This window comes from Streptomyces sp. NPDC001714 (assembly GCF_042892755.1).
Taxonomy (GTDB): Bacteria; Actinomycetota; Actinomycetes; order Streptomycetales; family Streptomycetaceae; genus Streptomyces.
Genome location: NZ_JBIAUL010000004.1, coordinates 296,421 through 320,119 on the forward strand (window position 1 = coordinate 296,421; position 23,699 = coordinate 320,119).

The 23,699-nt window shown below is 73.7% G+C and carries 20 protein-coding genes; 14 read left to right on the plus strand and 6 right to left on the minus strand.

What is annotated here, in order from left to right:
• Positions 1 to 218: 218 nt before the first annotated feature.
• Both ACFY0P_RS12990 and ACFY0P_RS12995 read right to left on the minus strand, forming a co-directional pair.
• Positions 219 to 1,079 carry an SMP-30/gluconolactonase/LRE family protein gene (locus ACFY0P_RS12990; RefSeq protein WP_388910806.1) on the minus strand — a complete coding sequence of 287 codons (861 nt, stop codon included), beginning with the start codon at positions 1,077 to 1,079 and terminating at the stop codon, positions 219 to 221.
• The gene (locus ACFY0P_RS12995; protein WP_388910809.1) at positions 1,076 to 1,849 is read right to left on the minus strand and encodes an IclR family transcriptional regulator; all 774 of its coding nucleotides are present in this window, start codon (positions 1,847 to 1,849) and stop codon (positions 1,076 to 1,078) included. Before ACFY0P_RS12995 ends, ACFY0P_RS12990 begins: the two co-directional genes overlap by 4 nt.
• A 131-nt stretch (positions 1,850 to 1,980) precedes the next feature.
• Here ACFY0P_RS12995 and ACFY0P_RS13000 point away from each other — a divergent pair, with 131 nt between their 5' ends.
• Positions 1,981 to 2,580 (plus strand): hypothetical protein, encoded by a 600-nt coding sequence (locus ACFY0P_RS13000; protein ID WP_388910812.1) that lies wholly within the window; start codon positions 1,981 to 1,983, stop codon positions 2,578 to 2,580.
• Here ACFY0P_RS13000 and ACFY0P_RS13005 read toward each other — a convergent pair.
• Positions 2,561 to 3,436 (minus strand): RimK family alpha-L-glutamate ligase, encoded by an 876-nt coding sequence (locus ACFY0P_RS13005; protein ID WP_388910815.1) that lies wholly within the window; start codon positions 3,434 to 3,436, stop codon positions 2,561 to 2,563. The genes ACFY0P_RS13000 and ACFY0P_RS13005 overlap by 20 nt on opposite strands.
• 134 nt (positions 3,437 to 3,570) lie before the next feature.
• Between ACFY0P_RS13005 and ACFY0P_RS13010 the strand changes: the two genes are divergently transcribed.
• From ACFY0P_RS13010 to ACFY0P_RS13040, 7 genes are all read left to right on the plus strand, one after another.
• Positions 3,571 to 4,650 carry a MerR family transcriptional regulator gene (locus ACFY0P_RS13010; RefSeq protein ID WP_388910818.1) on the plus strand — a complete coding sequence of 360 codons (1,080 nt, stop codon included), beginning with the start codon at positions 3,571 to 3,573 and terminating at the stop codon, positions 4,648 to 4,650.
• 367 nt (positions 4,651 to 5,017) lie between these two features.
• Complete coding sequence (locus ACFY0P_RS13015) at positions 5,018 to 6,460, plus strand: acyl-CoA synthetase (protein ID WP_388910821.1); 1,443 nt, start codon at positions 5,018 to 5,020, stop codon at positions 6,458 to 6,460.
• Complete coding sequence (locus tag ACFY0P_RS13020; RefSeq protein ID WP_388910823.1) at positions 6,453 to 7,841, plus strand: carboxyl transferase domain-containing protein; 1,389 nt, start codon at positions 6,453 to 6,455, stop codon at positions 7,839 to 7,841. The genes ACFY0P_RS13015 and ACFY0P_RS13020 overlap by 8 nt, the downstream gene beginning before the upstream one ends.
• 434 nt (positions 7,842 to 8,275) lie before the next feature.
• Positions 8,276 to 8,614 carry a CU044_2847 family protein gene (locus tag ACFY0P_RS13025; RefSeq protein WP_388910825.1) on the plus strand — a complete coding sequence of 113 codons (339 nt, stop codon included), beginning with the start codon at positions 8,276 to 8,278 and terminating at the stop codon, positions 8,612 to 8,614.
• A gap of 177 nt (positions 8,615 to 8,791) precedes the next feature.
• Positions 8,792 to 9,277 (plus strand): hypothetical protein, encoded by a 486-nt coding sequence (locus ACFY0P_RS13030; protein WP_388910827.1) that lies wholly within the window; start codon positions 8,792 to 8,794, stop codon positions 9,275 to 9,277.
• Positions 9,278 to 9,416: 139 nt separating this feature from the next.
• Positions 9,417 to 10,454: a rod shape-determining protein gene (locus ACFY0P_RS13035; protein WP_388910829.1), complete on the plus strand. Its 1,038-nt coding sequence runs from the start codon at positions 9,417 to 9,419 to the stop codon at positions 10,452 to 10,454.
• 144 nt (positions 10,455 to 10,598) lie between these two features.
• The gene (locus ACFY0P_RS13040; protein ID WP_388911463.1) at positions 10,599 to 11,111 is read left to right on the plus strand and encodes a hypothetical protein; all 513 of its coding nucleotides are present in this window, start codon (positions 10,599 to 10,601) and stop codon (positions 11,109 to 11,111) included.
• Between the two features lie 38 nt (positions 11,112 to 11,149).
• Here the strand turns inward: ACFY0P_RS13040 and ACFY0P_RS13045 are convergent, their stop codons facing one another.
• Positions 11,150 to 12,064 (minus strand): DUF4231 domain-containing protein, encoded by a 915-nt coding sequence (locus ACFY0P_RS13045; protein WP_388910831.1) that lies wholly within the window; start codon positions 12,062 to 12,064, stop codon positions 11,150 to 11,152.
• Between the two features lie 189 nt (positions 12,065 to 12,253).
• Between ACFY0P_RS13045 and ACFY0P_RS13050 the strand changes: the two genes are divergently transcribed.
• The 5 genes from ACFY0P_RS13050 (at position 12,254) to fxsT (ending at position 20,876) form a co-directional block, all read left to right on the plus strand.
• Positions 12,254 to 12,430 carry a hypothetical protein gene (locus ACFY0P_RS13050; protein WP_388910833.1) on the plus strand — a complete coding sequence of 59 codons (177 nt, stop codon included), beginning with the start codon at positions 12,254 to 12,256 and terminating at the stop codon, positions 12,428 to 12,430.
• A 160-nt stretch (positions 12,431 to 12,590) separates the two neighbouring features.
• A complete protein-coding gene (gene fxsBH / locus ACFY0P_RS13055; RefSeq protein ID WP_388910836.1) occupies positions 12,591 to 14,741 on the plus strand; it encodes a radical SAM/SPASM protein FxsBH, inactivated beta-hydroxylase extension form in 2,151 nt (716 codons plus the stop codon).
• On the plus strand, positions 14,738 to 15,520 hold the full coding sequence (locus tag ACFY0P_RS13060; protein ID WP_388910838.1) for an aminoglycoside N(3)-acetyltransferase: 783 nt from the start codon (positions 14,738 to 14,740) through the stop codon (positions 15,518 to 15,520). The genes fxsBH and ACFY0P_RS13060 overlap by 4 nt, the downstream gene beginning before the upstream one ends.
• Positions 15,521 to 15,645: 125 nt before the next feature.
• Positions 15,646 to 16,935, plus strand: a complete 1,290-nt coding sequence (locus ACFY0P_RS13065; protein ID WP_388910840.1) for a TIR-like protein FxsC — start codon at positions 15,646 to 15,648, stop codon at positions 16,933 to 16,935.
• The gene (fxsT, locus tag ACFY0P_RS13070) at positions 16,932 to 20,876 is read left to right on the plus strand and encodes an FxSxx-COOH system tetratricopeptide repeat protein (protein WP_388910842.1); all 3,945 of its coding nucleotides are present in this window, start codon (positions 16,932 to 16,934) and stop codon (positions 20,874 to 20,876) included. Before ACFY0P_RS13065 ends, fxsT begins: the two co-directional genes overlap by 4 nt.
• Before the next feature lie 38 nt (positions 20,877 to 20,914).
• Here the strand turns inward: fxsT and ACFY0P_RS13075 are convergent, their stop codons facing one another.
• Positions 20,915 to 21,793: an alpha/beta fold hydrolase gene (locus ACFY0P_RS13075; RefSeq protein WP_388910844.1), complete on the minus strand. Its 879-nt coding sequence runs from the start codon at positions 21,791 to 21,793 to the stop codon at positions 20,915 to 20,917.
• 154 nt (positions 21,794 to 21,947) lie between these two features.
• A complete protein-coding gene (locus tag ACFY0P_RS13080) occupies positions 21,948 to 22,883 on the minus strand; it encodes an anti-sigma factor RsbA family regulatory protein (RefSeq protein WP_388910846.1) in 936 nt (311 codons plus the stop codon).
• A gap of 598 nt (positions 22,884 to 23,481) precedes the next feature.
• On the opposite strand from ACFY0P_RS13080, the gene ACFY0P_RS13085 reads away from it, so the two are divergent.
• The gene (locus ACFY0P_RS13085; protein WP_388910848.1) at positions 23,482 to 23,667 is read left to right on the plus strand and encodes an FG-GAP repeat domain-containing protein; all 186 of its coding nucleotides are present in this window, start codon (positions 23,482 to 23,484) and stop codon (positions 23,665 to 23,667) included.
• The last annotated feature ends 32 nt before the right edge of the window (positions 23,668 to 23,699 follow it).

Here is a 23,699-nt window from a genome sequence, read left to right on the forward strand (position 1 = left end):
CCCCCCCCCTGACGGGGCGCTGCCGAACGGCCGTCGTCAGCCTGCGGAGGCTGATCGCGCCCACGCCGCGGCAACCGCAAACCGGATGCAGCCCCGCCCCCCCCTGACGGGGCGCTGCCGAACGGCCGTCGTCAGCCTGCGGAGGCTGATCGCGCCCACGCCGCGGCAACCGCAAACCGGATGCAGCCCCGCGCCCCTGACGGGGCGCTGCTGGAAGGTCAGCCCTGGAAGGCCGGTTGGGCAACGCCCTTGCCCGCGCCCCGGATCACCAGCAGCGACCCCGCCGTCGGATGCGGCCGATCCAGCCCCACCCGTGCCGTCGTGACGTACAGGTCCGTCAGATCGGCGCCCCCGAACGCGCAGGCCGTCGTGAGGGTGGCGGGAAGGGAGATGACCCGGTCCAGCTCACCCGTCGGCGAGTAGCGCCGTACCGCTCCCCCACCCCACAGCGCCACCCACACACAGCCGTCCGCGTCGACCGTCAGGCCGTCGGGGAAACCGGCGTCCTCCTCGATCGTCACCAACGGGCGGCGGTTCACGGGGAGTCCGTCGGCGTAGTCGAAGACGTCCAGGCGGCGGGTCGGCGAGTCGACGTAGTAGACGCGGCGGCCGTCCGGGCTCCAGCCGATGCCGTTGCTGACCGTGACGTCCGGCAGCAACGTCGTCACCGTGCCGTCGGGTGCCACCCGGGAGAGCGTGCCGCCCCCGGTCGCCTCGTCGTAGCGCATCGTGCCGGCCCACAGGGAGCCGTCCGGGGCGACGGCCGCGTCGTTGGCGCGGCGGCCCGGGACCGGCTCGCGGTGCAGCCAGCGGAACGTGCCGTCGGGGTCGAGGAGGCCGACGCCGTCGCGGAGGTTGAGGACCAGGCCGCCGCCGGCCCGCGGCTTGACCGCGCCGACGTGCTGGTCCGTCGTCCGGATCGTGCGGTGCCCGGTGGCGGGGTCGTACGTGTGGATCCGTGATCCGAGGACGTCGATCCACATCAGGCGGCCGGTCGCCGGGTCCCAGGTGGGACCCTCGCCGAGGGTCGCCTCCGCGGCGACCGCGACCTCGTACGCCGTCGTCGTCACGGTCGTCATGCCACGCTCCGGTGGCCGAGGCGCTCGGAGAGTTCGGCGGCGCCCTTGGCCGCGAGCTGCTCCAGCTCGCGGCGGCGCTCGTCGCTCCAGCGGATCATCGGGACGGAGATGGAGAGCGCCGCGACCACCTGGCCGGTGCGGTCGCGGACCGGCGCGGCGACGCAGGAGACGTCCGGGTTGGACTCGCGGCTCTCCACGGCGATACCGCGGGCGCGGATCTCCGTGAGGGCCTCGCGCAGGGCGCCCGGCTCGGTGATGCTGTTCGGGGTCATCGCGACGAGGTCGGCGTCGTCCGGGATGCGCGCGGTCAGCTCCGGCTCCGGCAGCGAGGCCAGCAGCATCTTGCCGACCGAGGTGCAGTGGGCGGGCAGCCGGCGGCCGGCGGCGGAGACCATGCGGACCGCGTGCGTGGAGTCGACCTTGGCGATGTAGATGACGTCGGTGCCTTCGAGGATCGCCACGTGGACGGTCTCGTCGCAGGTCTCGGCGACCGAGCGGGCGACCTGCTGGCCCTCGGCGGCGAGGTCGAGCTGCTCGGCGTACCGGCTGCCTAGCTGGTACGGACGGACACCGAGCCGGTAGCGTCCGGGCTGTCCGGGTACGGGCACGATGTACGACCGGGCGGAGAGCGTGGTCACCAGCTCGTGCACGGTGGTCCGCGGCAGCTGGAGTTTGCGCACTATGTCGGGGGCGGAGAGGGTCCCGTCCCCGTCCAGGAAGAGCTCAAGAATGTCGAGAGCCCGGGTCACGGCAGGCACGAGGCGTCCCACGTCCGGCCCCCTCCCTTGGGTCTAGGCGCCGGATATCGGTGCGGCGCGCGTCTCAGCTGCGGAGCCGTTCGAGATATCAACAGGCGATCGGCATGACGAACACAGGCTAGCCATCGGGGATTGCGTGGGCAATGGCCGGGAACCAGCCGGGCACACGCATGTGCACCATGGGGAGCATGCAACTGGACTTCCAGCTGGTGCTGCTGCGCCGCATGGCCGACCACAACCCGGACCTGGTGGAGGACGCCCGGCGCACGCTGGGTGCGTCGATCGCGGACATGCGGGAGGCCAACAAGCGCTGGCAGGCGATGGCCCGCTCGCCCCGGTCCCGCTCGGCGGCTTCCCGCTACCGCTCGGTCCTCGGCCCGCCCGCGTGGGAGACCAAACGCACCGTCGGCGACCTGGAGTGCGCGGCCTGGCAGTGGCCGCTCCCCCTGTGGCCCACCCTGCGCTTCGAGGTCATGGTCGGCCCCGCCGGCGCGGTCTGGAACGAATGGCTGGTCCGCGCCCCCGACGCCCCCGCCCCGAAACTGGAGACCTTCGACGACCTGACCCCCTGGTCCTGCACGGTCGACGAGGCCGCCCGCGCCTTCGCCCCCGCCCGCCCGCTGGAGGGCACGGCCCCCACCCGCTGGGGACTCACCTTCAAGGTGCCGGACGGCCGTCAGGTGGTCGCCGAGTTCACCTGGGGCCTGTTGCAGCGCACCGCCGTCATCGACGAGCCGCGGTGAGGACCGCCTCCGCCACCGCGGCCACCGACCCGGGGTGCAGGAACAGGAACAGGTTCGGCTCGACCAGCTCCAGCTCCATCACCTGCGGCCGCCCGTCCGCGCCGTCGACCAGGTCCACCCGGGCGTACAGCAGCTCGGGCGCGTCCGGCACCGCCGCCAACGCGCGCTCCGCGACGGCGAGTTCGGCCGGTGTCGGGGTCCATGCCGCCAGTTCCGGGTGAGCGACCTTGTCCGCGTCGTACGCCGTGCCCGGCGTGAGCACCGCCCGCTTGCGGCTGGCGTGCAGCAGCCGCCCGCCGAAGAACTGCAGCGCCCGCTCGCCGCTGACGTCGATGCCGGAGACGTACGGCTGGACCATCGCGGTCAGCCCCTCCTCGTGCATCCGGGCGAGGTGCCGTACGGCCGTCGCGTGGTCGCCGGGCGGGTAGCGGGCGGCGAACCGGGCGCCGGCGCCGAAGGTGGGCTTGACGACGAACTCACGGTCGGCGGGCAGCTCGGCGGCCGGGTCGCCGGGGGCCAGATACCGGGTCGGCACGACCGGCACACCGGCCGCCGCGAGATCACCGAGATACCGCTTGTCGGTGTTCCACCGCACGACCTCGACCGGGTTCGCGATCCGGGTCGCCTTCCCCACCCGCTCCACCCACGGCACGAACTCCTCGGTGCGCCAGCTGTAGTCCCAGGTGGACCGGATGACGACCAGGTCGTAGCCGCCCCACTCCACCTCGGGGTCGTCCCACGGGCGGGCGACGGCCTCGGCCCCGGCGGCGGTCAGCGCCTCCAGCAGCACCGGCAGGTCCTGGTCCTTGCTGGGTGCCGTGCCGGGGTCGTAGGTGGCGAGGGCTATGCGGGGCACGGCGGGGGCTCCCTTGGCTCTGGACGTCGGCGTTCCTTCCTGCGGCAGGCTAACCCGGGAACGCTGTTGACCTTCACCTTCGGTGAAGCCCCAGCATCGGTGGCGGACGTCGAGGAACGTGAGGTGGATCCGGTATGGAGTGGCTGACCATCGGGGCCTTCGCGAAGGCCTGCCGGCTTTCGCCGAAGGCGTTGCGGCTGTACGACGAGCTGGACCTGCTGAAGCCCGCCCGGGTCGACCCGGAGACCGGCTACCGGTACTACGCCGACGCGCAGCTGGAACGCGCCCGGCTGGTGGCCTGGCTGCGGCGGCTGGGCATGCCGCTGGCGCGGATCCGTGAGGTGTGCGCGCTGCCCGCGGGTCCGGCCGCCCGGGAGGTACGGGCGTACTGGGCCCGCGTCGAGGCGGAGACCGCCGTACGGCGGGACCTGGCCGCGTTCCTCGTCGACCACCTGACCGGAGAGTCGAGAAGGGACACGGAGATGATGCTGGAGTTGGCTTACGCCGCCCGTTCGGACCGGGGGCAGGTCCGGCCGTCCAACCAGGACACCGCGTACGCGGGGCGCCGGCTGCTGGCCGTCGCCGACGGGTGCGGGCCGGCCGGGGCGTCGGCCAGTGCCGCCGCGGTGGCGGCGCTCAAGCCCCTGGAGGACGCCGAGCTTTCGGCGGGGAACGTGCTGAACCTCCTGGAGGACGCGGTGCGGTCGGCGGGCGAGGCCGTACAGGGGGTGGCGGACGGGAGTGCGGATGTGGGTACGACACTCACCGCGCTGCTGTGGACCGGGTCCCGACTGGCCCTGGTGCACATCGGGGACTCACGGGCGTATCTGCTGCGGGACGGGGAGCTGTTCCGGATCACGCACGACCACACCGTGGTGCAGTCGCTGATCGACGAGGGCCGGCTGACGCCGGAGGAGGCCGAGAGCCATCCGCAGCGGATGCTGCTGGCGAAGGCCCTGCCGGGTGACGCCGCCGACACCCCGGACCTGAAACTGCACGAGGCCCGGGCCGGCGACCGGTACCTGGTCTGCTCGGACGGGCTGACCAGGCAGGTCTCCGACGAGCGGATCAGGGAGTTGCTGGGGGCAGGCGAGCCCGGTGACGCGGTGCGGGTGCTGGTCGAGGCGGCCAACGAGGCGGGCGGCGCCGACAACGTGAGCGCGGTCGTGGCCGACGTCTTCTCGCCCGCCCACCCACCTGTCTCGGTCGGATAGGAGGCTGAGGAGGACAGAGATCCGACCGGGGCAGAAAGCCGTCCGGGGCACCCCCGTCCCGGCCGGCGGCAACGCACAGGGCGGGCCGGGAGAACACCCTCTGCGGGCACCCCGTCCCGGCCTGCGGCAACGTGCGGTGCGGGGTTGGTAGAGAGGGCGCGGCCTCCGGGGGCCGTCCGGTCCGGCCCATGGCCGCCGCCTCACTCGGCAGAAGCCCCCCATGGCCTGTCACGGCACCGGTCTCCCCGGCCACCGTCCCGGCACTGTGATCAACGTCGTGGTGCGGAGCGCGAGTGGGGTGGCCCCGGAGGGTGGTGGCTGGTGTAGGAAGAGGCTGTCGAGGTTCCGACCGGTGAGGAGTCGTCGCGTGTCGTTTCTGTTTCCGGCCCTGGTGGACGGTCCGGGCGAGCAGGTTGCCCTGCGGTTCGGGGCGCGGTCGTTGACGTACGGGCAGCTCGCCGCCGCGGCCGGCGCCCTCGCCGGCCGGGTCCGGGACGCCGACCGGGTCGCGGTGTGGGCGACGCCGGAGCTGGAGACCGCGGTGGCCGTCGTCGGCACCCTGCTGGCCGGGCGGGCGGCCGTACCGCTCAACCCGAAGTCGGGTGACAAGGAACTCGCGCACATCCTCGCCGACAGCGCACCGGCCGCCGTGCTGGCCGCGCCCGGCGCCGAACTCCCGGCCGCGCTCACCGGGCTGGAGCGGATCGATGTCGACGCGGCGGCCGTGGGGCCGCTGCCCGAGGACCGTACCGCCGAGTCCGACCCGGCCCTCGTCGTCTACACCTCCGGCACCACCGGGCCGCCCAAGGGCGCCGTCATCCCGCGCCGGGCGCTCGCCGCCACACTGGACGCGCTCGCCGACGCCTGGCAGTGGACCGGGGAGGACGTCCTCGTCCACGGCCTGCCGCTCTTCCACGTGCACGGGCTGGTGCTGGGGATCCTCGGGCCGCTGCGGCGTGGCGGCTCGGTCCGGCACCTGGGGCGGTTCGACACCGACGGGGTCACGCGCGAGCTGAACGACGGGGCGACCATGGTGTTCGGCGTGCCGACCATGTACCACCGCATCGCCGAGGCGCTGCCCGCCGACCCCGAACTGGCGAAGGCGCTCGGCAGGGCCCGGCTGCTGGTCTCCGGCTCGGCCGCGCTGCCCGTCCACGACCACGAGCGGATCGCGGCGGCGACCGGACGGCGGGTCGTCGAGCGGTACGGCATGACGGAGACCCTGATGAACACCAGTGTGCGTGTGGACGGGGAGGCCCGGGCGGGGACCGTGGGCCTGCCGCTGCCGGGGGTGGAGCTGCGGCTGGTGGAGGAGGACGGGACGGCGATCGCCGCGTTCGACGGGGAGACCGTCGGGGAGATCCAGGTGCGCGGCCCGAACCTGTTCACCGAGTACCTCAACCGGCCCGACGCCACCGCCGCCGCCTTCACCGCCGACGGCTGGTTCCGCACCGGGGACATGGCGGTGCGCGAGCCGGACGGCTATGTGCGGATCGTCGGGCGCAAGGCCACCGACCTGATCAAGAGCGGGGGTTACAAGATCGGGGCCGGCGAGATCGAGAACGCGCTGCTCGAACATCCGGGGGTGCGGGAGGCCGCGGTCACCGGGGAGCCGGACGCGGACCTGGGCGAGCGGATCGTCGCCTGGATCGTCCCGGCCGACCCGCAGTCACCGCCGTCCGCCGAGGAGCTGGCGAACCATGTCGCCGGGCGGCTCGCCCCGCACAAGCGGCCCCGCGTCGTCCACTACCTGGACGCCCTCCCCCGCAACGACATGGGGAAGATCATGAAGCGGGCCCTCGGTGCCTGAGCCGACGCCCGAGCGGCTCTCCGCCCGCCGGATCCTCGACCTTGTCACCGACCCCGGCACCTTCGCCGGACTCCCGCACCCGGCACGGCAGTCGCCGCCCGACGGCCCGCTCGGCTGGCAGGGGTACGACGCCTCGCGCGCCCGTGCCGCCGAGCGCACCGGCGAGGAGGAGTCCGTCGTCGTCGGCACCGCGCGCGTCGAGGGCACCGCGGCCGTGCTGATCGCGTTCGAGTTCGGCTTCCTCGGCGGCTCGCTGGGCGAGCGGACCGGCGACCGGCTGGAGGCGGCGTACGTCCACGCCCGCGCCCACCGGCTCCCGGTCGTGCCGCTGGTCGCCACCGGCGGCAGCCGGATGCAGGAGGGCATGCTCGCCCTCTCCCAACTCCAGCGCGTGGCACGCCAGTCGGCGCTCACCCGGGAGGCGGGGCTGCCGCAGGTCGCGGTCCTGCGCGACCCGACGACCGGCGGCGGCTGGGCCACCCTGGGCGCCGGCGCCGATGTGATCCTGGCGCTGCCCGGCGCGCAGGTCGGCTTCGCCGGCTCCCGGGTCCGCCCGCCGGACGCCGACCCGGCCGCGTACACGGCCGAGGCCCAGTTCGCGGCCGGGGCGGCGGACGCCGTGGTGCCTGCGGCGGAGCTGAAGGCATCGCTCGGGCTGTGGCTGCGGCTGCTGACCGCGCCCGCCCCGATACCCGCCGACCCGCCGGACGCCCTCGGCGGCACCGCGCTGCCCGCCACCGGCTGGGAGGCCGTCCGGCGCGCCCGCGCCCCGCACCGGCCGCGCGCCGAGGCCTACCTGGACGCCTACTTCACCCGGCGGGCCGCCCTGGTCGGCGACCGGTGCGGCGGGGCGGACCCCGACGGGATGCTGTGCGGCTTCGGCGAGCGGGAGGACGGCCGTACGGTCGCCTTCGCCGCGCAGACCGGGACGGCTACCCGGCCCGCCGGGTACCGCACCGCCGCCCGCCTGATACGGCTCGCGGACCGGCTGGGGATCCCCGTGCTGACCCTCGTCGACACCCCGGGCGCCGCGAACGACGCCGAGGCGGAACGGCAGGGCGCGGGCGCCGCGATCGCGGAGCTGTTCGGCGAGGTCGCGGCGGCCCGGACGCCGATCACCACCCTCGTCATCGGCGAGGGCGGCTCGGGCGGCGCCCTGGCACTGGCCGCGCCCGGCAACACCTGGGCCACCCCGGACAGCTACTTCTCCGTCATCGCACCCGAACTGGCGGCGGCGATCCTGAAACGCCCCCCGGAAGAGACCGAGACCACCGCCGGCCAGCTGCGCATCCGGCCCCAGGACCTGGTGGAGCTGGGGGTGGTCCGGGGCATCGTGGGCCACCCCACGACCGGCTCCGCCGCACCCCCACCACCGGGCTGACCTCCCGCCCGCCGATCCGCTCGACCGCGCGTCCACCTGCCCCACCCGACCCGACCGCCCGCCCGGCCGCCCGGCCGCCCATCCGCTCGACCGCGCGTCCACCTGCCCCACCCGACCCGACCGACCGCCCGCCCGGCCGCCCGGCCATCGTGGTCGTCTGCGGGTTCGTGGAGGCTGGTCGCGCAGTTCCTCCCCCAGCCGTCGGCCGGGGGTCCCCAGCGCCCCTGCGGGGCGCTGCCTCACCCGCTCACCCGCCCGACCCTCGTCGGTCGTTCCGAGAGGGTGTCACGGGGCCTGTACCGCACAGGTGTTGGGCGCCGGAGCGGAAACGGCACGTCCGGGCGGTTTCCGTCGCGGCGGGCGGACACGGGCCGTCGCCTTCGGTGACAATGGGCCGGTTACGGGGTCGAGGACACGGGGGAGCCGGGGGCGCCATGGCGAGGATGATGGAGTTCAAGACCGAGGACGGCGCCGTCGTCGTCGTGGAGTCGGCCGACGGTGGGCCCGGCAGCCGTCCGGTCTCCCGCGACGGCGGTTCGGGACCGGCCGCGCAGGCCACCCGCTCCTTCGAGGGCGCCCTGGACGGGGTGCGGGCGGCGGCCCAGTCCGCGCTGCGGGTCTTCCGGGACGGCGCTCTGCAACCCGACGCGGTGGAGCTGGAGTTCGGGGTGAAGCTGACGGCTGAGGCGGGCGCCGTGATCGCCAAGGGCGCGGCCGAGGGGCAGCTGGTGGTACGGCTGAGCTGGACCTCCGGGGCTGCCGACGCGACATGAGCGGTGCTGCCCGGCACGCCCGGATCGAGTGCGGGGGCGCGGTGTCCGGAGCGGGTTTCCTCGTCGCCCCGCGCACGGTGCTGACCTGTGCGCATGTCGTCCAGGACCGGGACTGGGCGCCGCTGACCGAGCTTCCCGAACCGCCGGGACCTGGGCGGGCTGACCGCGACCGTCGCCGTGCACGGCGGCTGGGCGGGCGGCTGGACCGACCCGGGCGATCTCGCCGTACTCGAACTGGACCGCGAGGTGCCGTTACGGCCGGCCCGGTTCGTGCCGCCGGGAGCGGAGCGGGGCGGGGCACACCTGGTCGCGTACCGCTTCCCGGAGGGCTACGGGGAGGGGGTGCAGGCCCGCTACCGTGCCGTGTCCCGGACGCTGATCGCCGACGAGTGGCTGCAGTCGGAGACCGCCTCGGCACACGGGCAGCCGCTGGCGGGCGGGTTCAGCGGGGCTGCCCTGGCCGGACGCCGAGGCGTTGCTCACTTTCGTACTGCCCCGCGAGTGGCTGAACGAGCCGGTCGCGCACTGGGAGTGCGGCCCCGAGGACTCCACCCCGCCACCGTGGCCGAGCGGTCGGCCGCCCGGCAGGCCGACATCCCCTTCTTCCACGTCAGCGGCGAACCCGGCCTGCGCCCCCTCCTGGAGGCCGCCCGCACCCTGTAACCGGGAAACCCCCCATTCAGCCGCGCCCCGCCCGGCCCCTCCCCGCAGGCGCGCCGCTCCGTTCCCCCGGAGGATGCGAAGCAGGCCGCCGACCGGCGGTCCCCACCCCGCACGGCCCGCGCACTCGGGAGGATCTGCCGTGACCGTCAGTCTGGAGCAGTTGCGCCGCTGCCATTTCGCCGTCGATCTGGGGGCCGCCCGCACCCGGGTGTACGTGAAGGGCATGGGCCTGGTCGTCGACCAGCCTTCCGTCGCCGCCGTGAACACCCGAACCGGCGCCCTGATCGCCGTCGGCGAGTTCGCGGAGAAGATGACGGGCCGTACCCCCGACTACATCCGCGTGGTACGGCCCATCTCCGGCGGGACCATCGTCGACATCGAGATGGCCCAGCGCATGCTGCGTCATCTGCTCGGCGACAAGATCCGCCGCTCGCTGCGCCGCAAGCCCCGGCTGCGGGCGGCGGCCTGCACCCCGCACGACGCCGACCCGCTGGCCCAGCGGGCGACCATCGAGACGCTGGTGGGGCTGGGGGCGCGGCGGGTGGAGCTGGTCGACACGCTGATCGCCGCGGCGGTGGGGTGCGGGCTGCCGGTCGAGCGGCCGGAGGCGAGCATGATCCTGGTCTGCGGTGCCGCCGCGACGCAGGTCGCCGTCCTCTCCCTCGGGTCGATCGTGTGCGCCGAGCGGATGCCGGTCGGCGGTGAGGCCGTGGACCACGCGATCGTCCAGCACCTGCGGCACGAGCACGAGCTGATGCTGCCGAACCAGTCGGTACGGCCCCTTGAGCTGGCCCTGGACGGCAACGGCCTCACCCCGGAGGGCCCCGCCTCCACCGAGATCCACGGGCGGGACGTGGCCACCGGGCTGGCCCGGAGCGTGCGGGTCGACACCGCCGCCGTCCGGGACGCCATCCAGACACCCCTCATGTCCGTCCTGGACGGGATCGGCAAGGTGCTGCGCGACTGCCCGCCGGACCTGGTCGCCGATCTCGCCGACCGCGGGATCATGATGGTCGGCGGGTCGGCGCTGCTGCCCGGCTTCGACCAGCTGCTGCGGGAGGCCACCGGCATGCCGGTGCACATCGCGGAGCGGCCGGACGTGTGCGCCGTCCAGGGCATCGGGGCGATGCTGGAGGGCCGGATCGAGCCGCTGGTGCTGGACCCGCTGGCCGCCTGACGGCCCGTCCCCGGCACGGCCGGGCACCGACGTGAGTCGATGCGCCCCCTGCGCACCTTGTCGCCCCTCGATTAGGGTGGACTCACCGATGGTGACGGGAGGGGACGTTCCGTGACAGCCGATATCACCGTGTCCGCCGAGTACCTGGCCGAGGCGGCGGCGGTCCCCCGCCTCGCCGTCACCCGCGTCGGCGTGACCGGGCACCGTGCCATCCCCCCGTCCGTCCTGCCCTGCGTCCACTCCGCCCTGCGGCGTCGGTTCAGCCGCAGCGACGTGGCGTGGGAGGCCCTCAGCTGCCTCGCGGCCGGCGCCGACCAGCTGTTCGCGGACATCGCCCTGGCCCACGGCGTCCCGGTGACGGCCGTGATCCCCGGTATGGACTACGAGGCGCATCTGGGCGACGAGGAGGCCCGGGCCACGTACCGCAGGCTTCTGCGGTCCTGTACGGCCCGCGTCGACCTGCCCGTCCAGCCGACGCACGAGCAGGCGTACTTCGCGGCGGGCTGCTGGATCGTGGACCACTCCGACCACCTGATCGCCGTCTGGGACGGCCGCCCGGCACGTGGCCCGGGGGGCACCGGTGACGTGGTGGCCTACGCGCGGCGCAAGGGGGTGCCGGTGACGGTGCTGTGGCAGGCGGGGGTGCGGCGGGACTGACGCCGCCCGGGCGGCCCCGGAAGGGGCCTGAGAGGACGTCAGGTGCCGAAGCGCACCAGCCACTCGGTGTGTGCCGGGGACATCAGGCGCTCCGCCTCCCCCACCGCCTCGGCCCAGCCGGCCTCCGTCACCGTCGTGGCCATGGCGATCCGGGCGGTCTCCAGATCCTGTTCGATGAGGGAGTGGGCCTGCGTCAGCGGGCCGTGCCGGCGTACCTCCTGCCAGGCGACGCCCGCCGCGGCGGCCGCGCTGAGCAGCCCCGCGAGGTCGGCGCCGCCGAGCAGGCCGACGGTCCGCAGCAGGGCGGCCGCGAGGGCGAACAGGGTCAGCGCCGCGGTGACGGAGGACCAGCGGGCGGCGGCGCGGTGCGCGCGGGCGGCCCGGTTCTTGTACCAGACGGCCTGCTCCAGGAGCCGGTCGCGCAGGTAGAGATCCCGGCGCGCCGCGTAGGACTTGGCCCGTTCCGCGCGCATCCGCGGTGTGATCTGCCCCTTGCCCCGCTCCCAGGGGTCGCGGGAGTCCTCCCAGCCGCATGTGCGCAGCTCGCGCAGGCGTTCCTCGAGGCGCTCCGCGAACACCGCGTCCGGGTCGGCGACATGGGAGTGGAAGGGCCCGCCGTGCACCATGTACTGCCAGGCGAGCGACTTGAGCAGTTCGGCGGCCGCCCGGTGCGCCTGCCAGTGGGCGCGGGACCGACGGCGCGAGGTGCTGAGGCCGAGGGCTATCGTCAGCCCGTACAGGACGGCGGCCAGCACCGTCATGACATGACCTGACGCCTGCTCGGTCAGGACGGCGGCCGTGGTGGCCAGCAGAAGCAGGATCAGATGTGTCCGCACCGCCCGGAACGAGTCACTCTGGTGGCGTAGCGCCCACCGGTCACTCACCTGGAACAGCGGCGGCAGATCCTGTTCGCCCAGCGTGGTGCCCGGTACAGGAGTGGTAGCGGCCCCCATGAACGCCCCCCGAATGCCCTGCGCGCCCCCGAAGGCTTTCGCGCGCCCCCGAAAAAATGGCTTGAGAAATCAATGAGGACGGAAAGCCGCGCCGGGCACAAGACGTGCGCCGGGCATTCCTGGTATAGGGTCCGCAGCATCGGGACCAGAGTCGGTTCCACGCACCCGAACCGGAGCGACGAAACAATCATGAACCTCAGCACGATGCCCAAGAGGCGCGCCTCTCAGCCCGCGGGGCCGGTCGCGCGGCACAAGCCCCTGTCGGACATCGACCCGCTCGCGACCGCCGCGGCGCGCACCGCGGGCCGCGTGACCGATGTCGCCGACCGCCGTTCGGGTCAGTCGACGTTCAACTCGGCGTTCTGACCGGGAACGACGACACGAGAACGTTCACACGGACGTGGGTGCGCCCGGCGGACGGGCGTACCGCCCGCGCCCACGTCAGTGAGCCGATGGGCGTCAACGCGCCCACCGTTTAAGCGGTTTGGGACGCCTCGGGCACGGGAAGTCTGACAGACTGCCTCCGGTGACGAGCCAGTCGCCCGACGACCCACCTCTGAGACAGCTGGTCCTCAAGATCCACAGCAGGTGTGATCTGCTCTGTGACCACTGTTACGTGTACCAGCACGCCGACCAGAGCTGGCGGTCCCGCCCGACCTTCATCCGCCCGGAGACTGTGCGCGCCGTCGCCGGCCGGCTGGCCGAGTACGCCGGGTCCCGGGCCCTCGAGTCCGTCTCGGTGATCCTGCACGGCGGCGAGCCGCTGCTGGTCGGCCCGGCCCGGCTGCGGGACATCTGCGCGGAGCTCACCCGCGCCCTCTCCCCGCTGACCGCGCTCGACCTGCGCATGCACACCAACGCGGTCACCCTGAACCGGCGGCACCTGGACGTCTGCCGGGAGTTCGGGGTCCGGGTCAGCGTGTCGCTCGACGGCGACCGCGCGGCCAACGACCGGCACCGGCTCGACCGCAGGGGCCGCAGCAGCTACGACCGCGTGGTCCGCGGCATCCGGCTGCTCCAGGAGCCCGAGTACCGTCACCTGTTCAGCGGAGTGCTGTGCACGGTGGACGTGGCGAACGACCCGGTCGCCGTGCACGACTCCCTCACCGAGCTGGCCCCGCCGCGGATCGACTACCTGCTTCCGCACTCCACCTGGGACAGCCCGCCGCCCAACCCGGCCGGGACGAGGACGCCGTACGCCGACTGGCTGCTCGCGGTCTTCGACCGCTGGGAGCAGCAGGGCCGCCCGATGCCGGTGCGGACCTTCGACTCGGTGCTCAGCACGCTGCGCGGCGGGCCGCCCCTGACCGAGGCGCTGGGGCTGGCGCCCAGCGATCTCGCCGTGATCGAGACGGACGGCACCTTCGAGCAGGCCGACTGGCTGAAGACCGCTTACGCGGGCGCCCCGGAGACGGGTTACGACGTCTTCCGGCACGGTTTCGCGGAGTTCGCCACGCACCCCGGCGTCCGGGCCCGGCAGCGGGGTGTCGACGGACTCGGCGACACCTGCCGCGGCTGTCCGGTGGTGCGGTCCTGCGGCGGCGGCCTGTACGGGCACCGGTACAGCTCCGAAAACGGCTTCGACAACCCCAGTGTCTTCTGCGGCGACCTTCGCTCCCTGGTCGAGGGCATCGCCGACCGGGTGACCGACCGCTCGTTCTCCCCCGCGGTGCTGGGCTCGGACCGGCTCTCCTGGGCTCAGCTGGAGCTGGACCGAGTGCTGCTGCGCCGGGCCCAGGAGCACCTGGCGTCCGAGCCGGACTGGGCCGACGCCTGGCGACTGCTGCTGGCCCTGGACGCCGACCCCGAGGCCGCCCCGCGGCTGGACGAGGTGCTCGCGCACCCCTACGTGCGCACGAGTCTCCGGCGCTCTCTGCACGGCCCCGCCGACACGGCCCGGTTCATGTCGCTGGCCGCCGCGGCGGCCCTGCGGGCAGGGTCGCCGGCCAGGCTGTCCTGGGACCAGCCCGGCACCCGGCTGCACCTGCCGACCTGGGGCAGCTACCGCCTGGACGCCCCCGGCCGCGTCGAGGTCACCGTGGCACCGGACGCCTTCCGGGTGCGCGAGGAGCGCAAGTCCGGCGCAGGCTGGGTGCGCCTCGACGAGGTCCCCGTCTCCGCGCGCTGGCGCCCGGTCGACCGGCTGCCGGTCCAGGACGGCCCGCTGGTCGACGACGCCGACCCCTACCGCGACTGCTATCCCTTCCCCGTCGCCCCGACGCTGGGGTGCGGCGAGTTCGCCGAAAGGATGGCGCGGGCCTACGAGTTGCTGGCCAAGGAGACGTGGGACCGGCACTCCGACCCGGACGCGTTCCGGCCCACCGTCCTCACCCCGCTGGCGGCGGGCAGCGGTCTGGTGCTCGGCAGCCACGGGTTCGGGGCGCTGGGCGTGGCGGTCGACGTGACCCCCGAGGAGTTCGCCCGGGAACTCCCCCGGATCGGCCGCCGGGCCCGCCTCACCGCGTTGCGCGAGACGGCCGACCTGCACCGGCCGGGCGGTCCGGCGGGCGCCCTGCTGGACCGGGCGGACGACGAGCTGGGTCGGAGGGCGGACGGGGCGGCGGCGCGCGCGCTCACCGCCCTCACCCTGCTGCCGGAGTCCGAACTGACACCGACCGGGGCCGTGTTGGTGGCCCGTATGTGGTCGCAGTGGACGAGTATGCGCGAGGGATCATGACCGAGGTGGCGCAGTCGGCACAACTGGGCGGCTTACTACGGTCGTTGGGCGTCCGGCGGGGCGGGGTGCTGATGGTGCACGCCTCGCTGAGCGGCACCGGGGTCGCCCCGGAGCTGGTCCGGGACGCGCTGCTGGCCGCGCTCGGCCCCGCGGGCACCCTGGTCGTGCCCGCGTTCACGCCCGAGAACTCCGACACCTCCCGGGCGTACAGGGAAGCCGTCGCGGGCCTGAGCGAGGCGGAGGCGGCCGCGTACCGCGGGGCGATGCCGCCCTTCGAACCGGAGGCCACCGGGTGCCCGACGATGGGGGCGCTCGCCGAGTGCGTGCGGTCGACGCACGGCGCGGTGCGCAGCGCGCATCCGCAGACCTCCTTCGCCGGACTCGGGCCGGGGGCAGCCAAGTTGCTGCGCCGGCACCCGTTGCGCAGCCACCTGGGCCGGCTCTCCCCGATGGCGAGGCTGTACGCCGCCGACGCCCAGATCCTGCTGCTGCGGGTCGGGTTCGAGGTGTGCAGCGCGTTCCACTACGCCGAGTACCTCACGCGTCCCAGGCCGCCCCGGCGTACCTACCGCTGCGTGGTGGGCGACAAGGGGAACTGGGTCGAGTACCGGGATCTCGCCCTGGACGACAGCGACTTCGGGGAGATCGGCGCCCGGCTGCCGCGCCGCATGCTCGCCGAGTCCGCGTGGGCGTCGCGGGCGGTCGTGCTCTGCGGTATCCGGGACGTGGTGGACCACGCCAAGGGTCAGATGTCTCGATATCGACGGGCTTTGGCCTGAAAACAGTGAACCGGAAACGGTGTCCGTCGGGCACATTGTTGAGTCCGGCGGAGGCACGCACCGGCGACGGGGGCGGTCCAGCGGCTTGCCGACGGGCAGGGGGACGTGCGGACATGGGGGAACGGGTGCAGGATCGGGTTCCGGACAACCGGCCCTATTTCTTCCTGTCGTACGCCCACACCCCGCAGTGGAGCCCGGACAGCGGCGACCCGGACCACTGGGTGCGCGTCCTGTTCAACGACCTGTGCAGCCACATCATGGCCCTCACCGACCTGCCCGCGGGGTCCCCGGCCGGCTTCATGGACCGGGAGATGCGCTCCGGGGAGGGCTGGCCCGAGAAGCTGAGCGAGAACCTCGCCGCCTGCCGGGTGTTCGTACCGCTCTTCTCGCCGCGCTACTTCTCCAGCGAGATGTGCGGCCGCGAGTGGTACGCGTTCCACGAACGGATGCTGAACGCCAGGACCACCGGGACGGCCACCGCCTCGGCCATCGTGCCCGCCCTGTGGACCCGCGTCGACATGCGCGAACTCCCGGACTCCGTACGGCACATGCACATCGAGAACGCGTCGTCGGGCGGGCGGTACCTCAACAACGGGATCTACGGGCTGATCAAGCTCAGCAGGCTGCGCGACGAGTACGACGAGACCGTGTTCGGTCTCGCCGAGCGCATCGTGCAGGCGGCCCGCGAGGCCCGGCTGCCGCCCGGACGCCCCCGGGACTACGAGACCACCCCGAGCGCCTTCAAACCGCGCGGCACCGGCCCCCGGAACATCCGGCTGACCGTGGCCGCCCCCACCGAGGACTCCGTCCCGGAGCACCGCGACGCCCGGCCGTACGGCGACGACGCCCTGGACTGGAACCCGTACCACACCGAGTCGACACGCGCGCTGTCCACGCACGCCGAGGAGCTGATCCGCTCGCTGGACTACCGGGTGACGGTCGCCGCCTTCGACGACGAGAACCCCGCCGAGGAGCCGCACGGATCCGGTGAGCGGCAGCCCGGCATCCTGCTCGTGGACCAGTGGGCGCTGAGCGACGAGGAGCGCCGGAGCCGACTGAAGACGTTCGACGCGTACGCCCGCCCGTGGGTGAGCGCGATCGTGCCGCGCTGCCGGACGGACCTGCAGAACCACGGGCCGGAGGGGCGGCGGCTCGCCGAGGAGCTGGAGCGGGTGATGCCGACCATCCTGGAGCGGGCCCGGCGCGGCGACACCCGGATCGCCGTCAACGGCGTCCCCACGCTCAAGTCCTTCACCAAGGTGCTGCCCGAGGTCGTGGCCTACACGACCCGCCAGTTCCTGAAGAACGCGGAGGTCCGACTGCCGCCGGGCCCGCACATCCCCAGACCCCGTCTGGCGGACCCCTACCCGCCGTCCGGCCCGGACGCGGGAGACGACCCCGGAGGAGAGGCATGACGGCCGCAAGGGACGGACGCATCATCACCTTCTACTCGTACAAGGGCGGCACCGGACGGACGATGGCGCTGGCCAACACCGCATGGATCCTCGCCGCCAACGGCAAACGGGTCCTCGCCGTGGACTGGGACCTGGAGGCCCCGGGGCTGGATCGTTTCTTCCATCCGTTCCTCGACCCCAACGTGCTCACCGCCACCGGAGGCGTCCTCAACATCCTCCAGGACTACGCCTGGGCGGCGACCGACGGCATCAGCCGCACGGGACTCTGGCACCTGGAGTTCGCGGACGTGGAACAGCACGCCGTCTCGCTCTCCCCGGAACGCCAGGGACTCGGCTTCGAGCACGGCGGCTCGCTCGACTTCCTCTCCGCGGGCCGCCAGTTCCGCGCCTACTCGGGCACGGCCTCCTCCCTGGAGTGGGACAACTTCTACGACCGCCTCAACGGCGGCATGTTCCTGGAGGCCCTGCGCGACAGCATGAAACGGTCGTACGACTACGTCCTGATCGACTCGCGCACCGGCCTGTCGGACACCGCGGACATCTGCACCCTCCAGATGCCCGACGTCCTCGTGGACTGCTTCACCCTCAGCGACCAGTCCATCGACGGTGCCGCCGAGGTCGCGCACAGCGTCGCCGACGAACACCGCAAGCGGCGGATCCGGGTGCTGCCCGTGCCGATGCGCGTCGACGACGGCGAGAAGGACAAGGTCGAGGCGGGCCGCGCGGTGGCCCGGCTGAAGTTCGCCGGACTGCCGAAGGGGCCGGGCGGGGAGCGGCTGAGCGCCGACGAGGTCACCGCCTACTGGGGCAGCGTCGAGATACCGTACAAGCCGTACTACGCGTACGAGGAGACCCTCGCCGTCGTCGGGGACAAGAAGGGCGATCCCAAGTCGCTGCTGGCCGCCTTCGAACGGCTCACCGCGGCCGTGACCGACGACGAGGTCACCGCGCTGCCGCAGATCCCGGAACCGGCGCGGCTGCGCAGCCGGGACGCGTTCATCCGGCGCCGGCCGCAGGCCAACGGGGCGCGGGTGGCGATCGTGTACGCGGCGGAGAACCGGATGTGGGCCGACTGGATCGAGTCGCTGCTGAAGCGGGCGGGCTGCGCCGTCACGCTGCACGACCTCGCCGTCGGCCCGCCCGACCGGACCGCCCCGGGCGCCTGCACCCTGGTGGTGCTGTCCAGGGCGCTGCGCGGCTCCCGGACCGTCGAGAGCGTCCTCGGCCCGGCGGCCGTCGGTGACGGGCAGCCGGGGAGCCTGGTGACGGTACAGGTCGAGGAGGTCGGGCTGCCGGAGTCGTACCTGGATCCGGCCGGCCTCGTCGATCTGCACGGACTCGACGAGGCGGGCTGCGAAGGGGCGCTGCTCGGCGCACTCGAACTGCCCGGGCAGCCGCCGAAGGGCGGACCGGCGGCACCCCGGTTCCCCGGCCATGTACCGGACCACTGGAACGTGCCGCAGCGCAACAGCACCTTCACCGGCCGGGGTTACATCCTCGAAAGGGTGCGGGAGCAGCTGCGCAGCGGTATGACCGCCGTACTGCCGCAGCACCAGGCGCTGTTCGGGATGGGCGGGGTCGGCAAGACGCAGATCGCCCTGGAGTACGTGCACCGTTTCAGCGCCGACTACGACCTGGTGTGGTGGGTGTCGGCCGAGCACGTCGACAACGTGGTGGCCTCGCTCGCCGAACTCGGTTCCCGCATCGGCGCGCCCGGCGGCGAGGACATGGCGCTGGCCAGCAAGGAAACCGTGCGCATGCTCTCCAGGGGCAACCCCACCAAGCGGTGGATCCTGGTCTTCGACAACGCCGACGATCCGGAGGACCTCGCGGACTACATGCCCGCCACCGGCGGCGGGCACATCCTCGTCACCTCGCGGAACCAGGCGTGGTCGGACAAGGGGGAGACACTGCCGGTCGACGTCTTCCAGCGGCAGGAGAGCGTCGAGCACCTGTCCCGGCGCGCCCCGGGCCTGACCCCGGCGGAGGCCGACCAGGTCGCGGAGGCCGTGGGCGACCTGCCGCTCGCGGTGGAGCAGGCCGGCGCCTGGCTGGCCGCGACCGCCATGCCGACGGCCGAGTACCTGCGCCGCCTCACCGAGGAGACCACCGCGGTGATGGGCCTCAACCAGCCGGCCGACTACCCCGAGACGGTGGCCGCCACCTGGAACATCTCCATCGAGCGCCTGAAGGAGCGTTCGCCCGCCTCGGTACGGCTGCTGCAGCTGTGCGCGTTCCTCGCCCCCGAGCCGATCTCCGCCAAGCTGCTCTACGAGAACGACGAGATGCTCAAGGCCCTCCACCGCTTCGACACGACGCTGAAGGAGAGCCTGCTGATCGGCAAGCTGGTGCGGGAGATCGGCCAGCTCGCACTCGCCAAGGTCGACCAGATCTCCGGCTCGATCCAGGTGCACCGCCTCGTCCAGGCGGTGATCCGCTCCCGGATGCCGGAGGAGGAGCAGCGGCAGGCCCGGCACATCGTGCACGAGATCCTCAGGGAGGCCCGCCCCAAGGGCGACGAGCCCACCGACAACCGGGAGAACTGGCCGCAGTTCGACATCGTGTGGCCGCACCTGCCCGCCTCCGACATCCGTAACTGCACCGAGGCGGAACCACGCCGGCTGCTCATCGACCGCGTCCGCTACCTGTGGAAACGCGGCGAGTTCCCACGGGCGCAGCGGCTCGCCGAGGAACTCCTCGCCCACTGGAAGGAACCCCTCGGCGAGGACGACGAGCAGTACCTGTACGTACGCTGCCAGCTCGCCAACGTGCTGCGCTCCCAGGGGCTGTACGTCGAGGCGCGGGAGATGGACGACGACGTGCTCGGGCGGCAGCGCCGGCTGCTCGGCGGCCGGCACCCGCACACGTTCATCACCACCTCCAGCCTCTCCAGCGACCTCGCGGCGCTCGGCGAGTACACCAAGGCGGTGGAGCTGGCGCGGGAGGCGCACAACGGCTTCAGCGACATCTTCAACGAGGCCCACCCGCGCACCCTGAACGCGGCCAACAACCTCGCCCTGGCGCTGCGCATGGTCGGCAGATACAGCGATGCCCGGCAGATCGACGAACTCACCCTCGCCCGCCGCACCCAGGTCCACGGCGCCGATCACATCTACACCCTGTCGTCCGCGGAGAACCTCGGCCGCGACCTGCGCGAGGTCGGCCGGTACACCGAGTCCGTGACCGTGCTGTCCCGGGCCTACGACCAGCACAAGCGCGTGCTGGGCAAGGAATTCCCGGGCACCCTGCGGTGTGCGAAGTCGCTCGCGGTGTCGCTGCGCAGGGCGGGCCAGCTGGAGGACGCCCGGCGGCTGACCTCCGCGACCCTGGACCAGTACCGGGCGCAGTACACGGCCTCCACCCCGGACTTCCTCGCCTGCGAGCTGAACCACGCCGCGGACCTGTTCGCGGCCGAGGACCGGGAAGGCGCGCGCGACGTCGCCCAGAAGGTGCTCGCCGAGTACGTGAAGAAGCCGGGCGAGGCCCACCCCTACACCCAGGCCGCGATGAACAACCTCGGCGTGTTCCACTGGGGCTGCGGTGACCGGGAGCAGGCCGAGGAGGTGTTCCTGAAGGTGCTGGACCGCATGACCGACGTACTCGGCGCCCACCACCCGCACACCCAGTTCTGCTCCGCCAACTACGCGATCGTGCTCGCCGAGACCGGGCGGCCGGAGGAGGCCTGGGAGCGGGAGCAGCGCAGCGCCGACGCGCTGCGCGCCGACCTCGGCGCCCAGCATCCCGAAGCCCTCGCCGTCGTCAGCAACGGCGCGCTCACCCTGACCGCCCTCGGCCGCCTGGACGAGGCCCGCGCGCTGCACGACGAGGCGGTCAGGAGGCTGAAGGGGCTGCGCCAGCAACTCGGCGAGAACAACGGCATCACCCGCTTCGCGATGGAGGAACGCAGGGTGTACCGGGACCTGGAGCCGCTCGCCGTGTGACCGCACGCGGCCGACGGCACGCCGTGGGCCGCGCGCCGTCAGCCCCTCGGCGTGCCCGCCAGCAGCCAGTCCAGTACGTCGGGCAGCGCGCGCAGCGAGGCGAAGTGGGCCGCCTTCGGCTCCAGGACGGCCTTGGCGCGCGGAATGCGCGCCGCCAGCCAGGAGAAGTGGGAGGCGGGCGAGAACACGTCCTTCGCGCCGGCCCACAGCAGCACCGGCACCCCGATGTGCGCCGGGTCGAAGCCCCACGGGCTGGTCAGCGCGAACGCGTCGTCGATCCAGCCGTACGGAGAGGTGCGCAGCGCCTCGTGGTAGGTGCGCAGCAGCATGGAACGGATGCTGGTGTCGGAGACGATCAGCCGGTCCTCCTCGGTCAGGTCCGCCCGCAGGTCCTCCAGCATCTGCGCCGGGTTGCTGCGGATGACCGCCGAGCGCGGGATGATCCGGGCCGCGTACCGCTCCGGGTCGGTGAAGGCGGTGTGGAACTCCAGGACGTTGAACGGCGCCATCCCGGCGAACCAGTCGAGCCCCTCGGCGTCCCGCGGCGCGAGCCCCACCAGGGCGGCCGCCCGGGTCACCCGGCCCGGCAGCAGCGCCGCGCAGGCGAGGGCGTGCGGTCCGCCGCCGGAGCGGCCGGCCACCGCGAACCGGCCCAGTCCGAGGGCGTCCGCCACGGCCGCCACGTCCTCGACGACGTCCACGACCCGCCGTCCCGGACGGCGGTCCGAGCCGCCGTACCCCGGCCGGTCGAAGCTGATGAGCCGGGCACCGTGCTGGTACAGGAACATCGGCCGGGGCCGCGGCCCCACCCGGCTGCCCGGCATGCCGTGCAGCAGGAACACCGGTCGCCCCCGGGGATCCCCCGACACCTCCACACGCAGCCGCCGCCCGTCCGTCGTCCGCACCAGGTCAGGCACGCCCGTGTCCCCCTCCCGCGGCCATGGCCGGGGCCACGTTGCCCGACAATTGCCCGCGGAGCCGGGCCGCGAAACGAATGTGCAGGTCAACCGGCTTGAATCGGCGGAGACTTGGGAGCGCCGGGTGCGTTCTGGCCGGGTCGGGTCCCGTCGTTCAGCGCGCGAACCAGCACCGCACCGTCGTCCCCTCCGCCCCGGTGTGCACGCGGACCAGGTCGGCGACGAGGTTGACCAGGAGCAGGCCGCGGCCGCCGGAGCGGTCGCGGGAGGCCGGGCGGCGGCCGGCCAGGGGGTCGGTGAGGTGGCCCTTGTCGCGGACCTCGCACACCACGCCGGCGTCCTCGGCCCACACCGTGAGTGTGCCCGCGCCCCCGCCGTGCACAGCGCTGTTGGTGGTCAGCTCGGCGACGGCCAGCGTCAGGTCCGCCAGCCGGACCGCGGGCAGGCCGAGCCGGGCGGCCTCGGCGGTGGCGAGGTGCCGGGCCGCGGAGAGGGAGCCCGCCTCGAAGCGGAGCGGCGGGGCGGCGTCGGGCGGGGGCGGCAGGGGTTCGTTGTAGCGGGCGAGGACGTCGGCGGGGGCGTAGGCGGGGCTGTCCCGGTCCGGTCCGCCGCCGGCCTGCCGCAGGGTGGGGTGGGTGGCGCGGGCGTCGGCGATGGCCTGCGGGTCGAGGCGCCGGGTGTCGTAGGGGCACAGGATGGTCGCCGTACGGCCCCGGAATGCCGTGTTGATCAGGGCCTCGTGCTGGACGCAGGCCGGGTACTCGGCGGTCGTGCGGCCGGGCCAGACGGGTTCGCCGATGATCCGGACGCGGCGGCCGGGCGGCTGCGCGTCGGCGAAGGCGTGCAGGACGCCGGGGAGGATCCGGCCGGGGTTGCGGCCGGCCTCCCGCATGTCGAGGAAGCGCACCGGCCCGGTCTCGGCGCCCAGCGCGTCCCGGACGAGGCGGAGGTTCTCTCCGGGCACGGCGACGGCCACCGGATCGCCGGCGGCCAGCCCCGCCCGGACGAAGGACACCGTCCCGGCCAGGTACTCGCCCTCGTCGCCGTAGAACAGGGCGGGGTGGGCGAAGGGGCCCGGTGCGCCGGTCATGAGGACGTCACCCCACGTCGTACCGGCTCCGGGATGGTCACGGTGCCCGCCTTCCTGCCGCCGGCCCACACACGTGCCCCGTGGCCGCCGGTCCAAACCGGCCCGCTCGGCCACGGGTGCCGGCCGCGGCCGTGGCGGGTGCGTACCGCCCGCGTACCCGTGTGGCGCCCGCGTACCCGTGCTAGTACGGCAGGATGCGCCCGGAAGGCGTCCTGCGGTCGATCTCCTGCCCGCGGGGAGCGGGCCGACGAACAACGCGTACGCGGATCCGACCGTCCATGACGCCCTCCTCTTGCCGAGCCCCGACCGGCACCTGCTGTCCGGTAGGAGGGCTCTGCCCCGCACATGGCAGGTCCAAGCCTGGTGCGGGGCAGGAAAGTTGGCGGGGCCACGCGGACCGGGGCCGGGCCGGGGACACGGCGCCCTGCGAAACCACGGTCCGGTGACACGTGAATCACAGGCGGCCCGTAGGTTCCGGTGCCCATGACAGACACCCCCTCCGCGTCTCACGGAAGGACATCCCTCCGGTCATGAGCAAGCACAGGAACCGCCGGACCCCGCGCATCGTGGCCTTCGGAACCGCCGGGCCCCGCGCATCGTGGCCTTCGGAGCGGCCGGTGCCCTGACGGTGAGCGTCCTGCTCGGCACCGGGAGCGGCGCCTTCGGGACGGCCACGCAGTGCACGGTCGGCTCGGGCGCCCGCGCGCTGGTCGCCGGGGATGCCGACGGGGACGGCACCACCGACCTGGCCGCCGTCGGCAACGGCAGGTCGTGGTGTCCGTGATCGCGTACGAGGCGCCCTCCGCGACGTAGAAG

Excerpts from the sequence above, each read along its gene's own strand:
- ACFY0P_RS13010 (WP_388910818.1), top strand. The coding sequence starts at position 3,571 with ATGGAGTGGCTGACCATCGGGGCCTTCGCGAAGGCCTGCCGGCTTTCG.
- ACFY0P_RS13060 (WP_388910838.1), top strand. The coding sequence starts at position 14,738 with ATGACCGAGGTGGCGCAGTCGGCACAACTGGGCGGCTTACTACGGTCG.
- ACFY0P_RS13050 (WP_388910833.1), top strand. The coding sequence starts at position 12,254 with ATGAACCTCAGCACGATGCCCAAGAGGCGCGCCTCTCAGCCCGCGGGG.
- ACFY0P_RS13080 (WP_388910846.1), bottom strand. The coding sequence starts at position 22,883 with ATGACCGGCGCACCGGGCCCCTTCGCCCACCCCGCCCTGTTCTACGGC.
- ACFY0P_RS12990 (WP_388910806.1), bottom strand. The coding sequence starts at position 1,079 with ATGACGACCGTGACGACGACGGCGTACGAGGTCGCGGTCGCCGCGGAG.
- ACFY0P_RS13025 (WP_388910825.1), top strand. The coding sequence starts at position 8,276 with ATGGCGAGGATGATGGAGTTCAAGACCGAGGACGGCGCCGTCGTCGTC.
- ACFY0P_RS13045 (WP_388910831.1), bottom strand. The coding sequence starts at position 12,064 with ATGGGGGCCGCTACCACTCCTGTACCGGGCACCACGCTGGGCGAACAG.
- fxsT (WP_388910842.1), top strand. The coding sequence starts at position 16,932 with ATGACGGCCGCAAGGGACGGACGCATCATCACCTTCTACTCGTACAAG.
- ACFY0P_RS13000 (WP_388910812.1), top strand. The coding sequence starts at position 1,981 with ATGGCCGGGAACCAGCCGGGCACACGCATGTGCACCATGGGGAGCATG.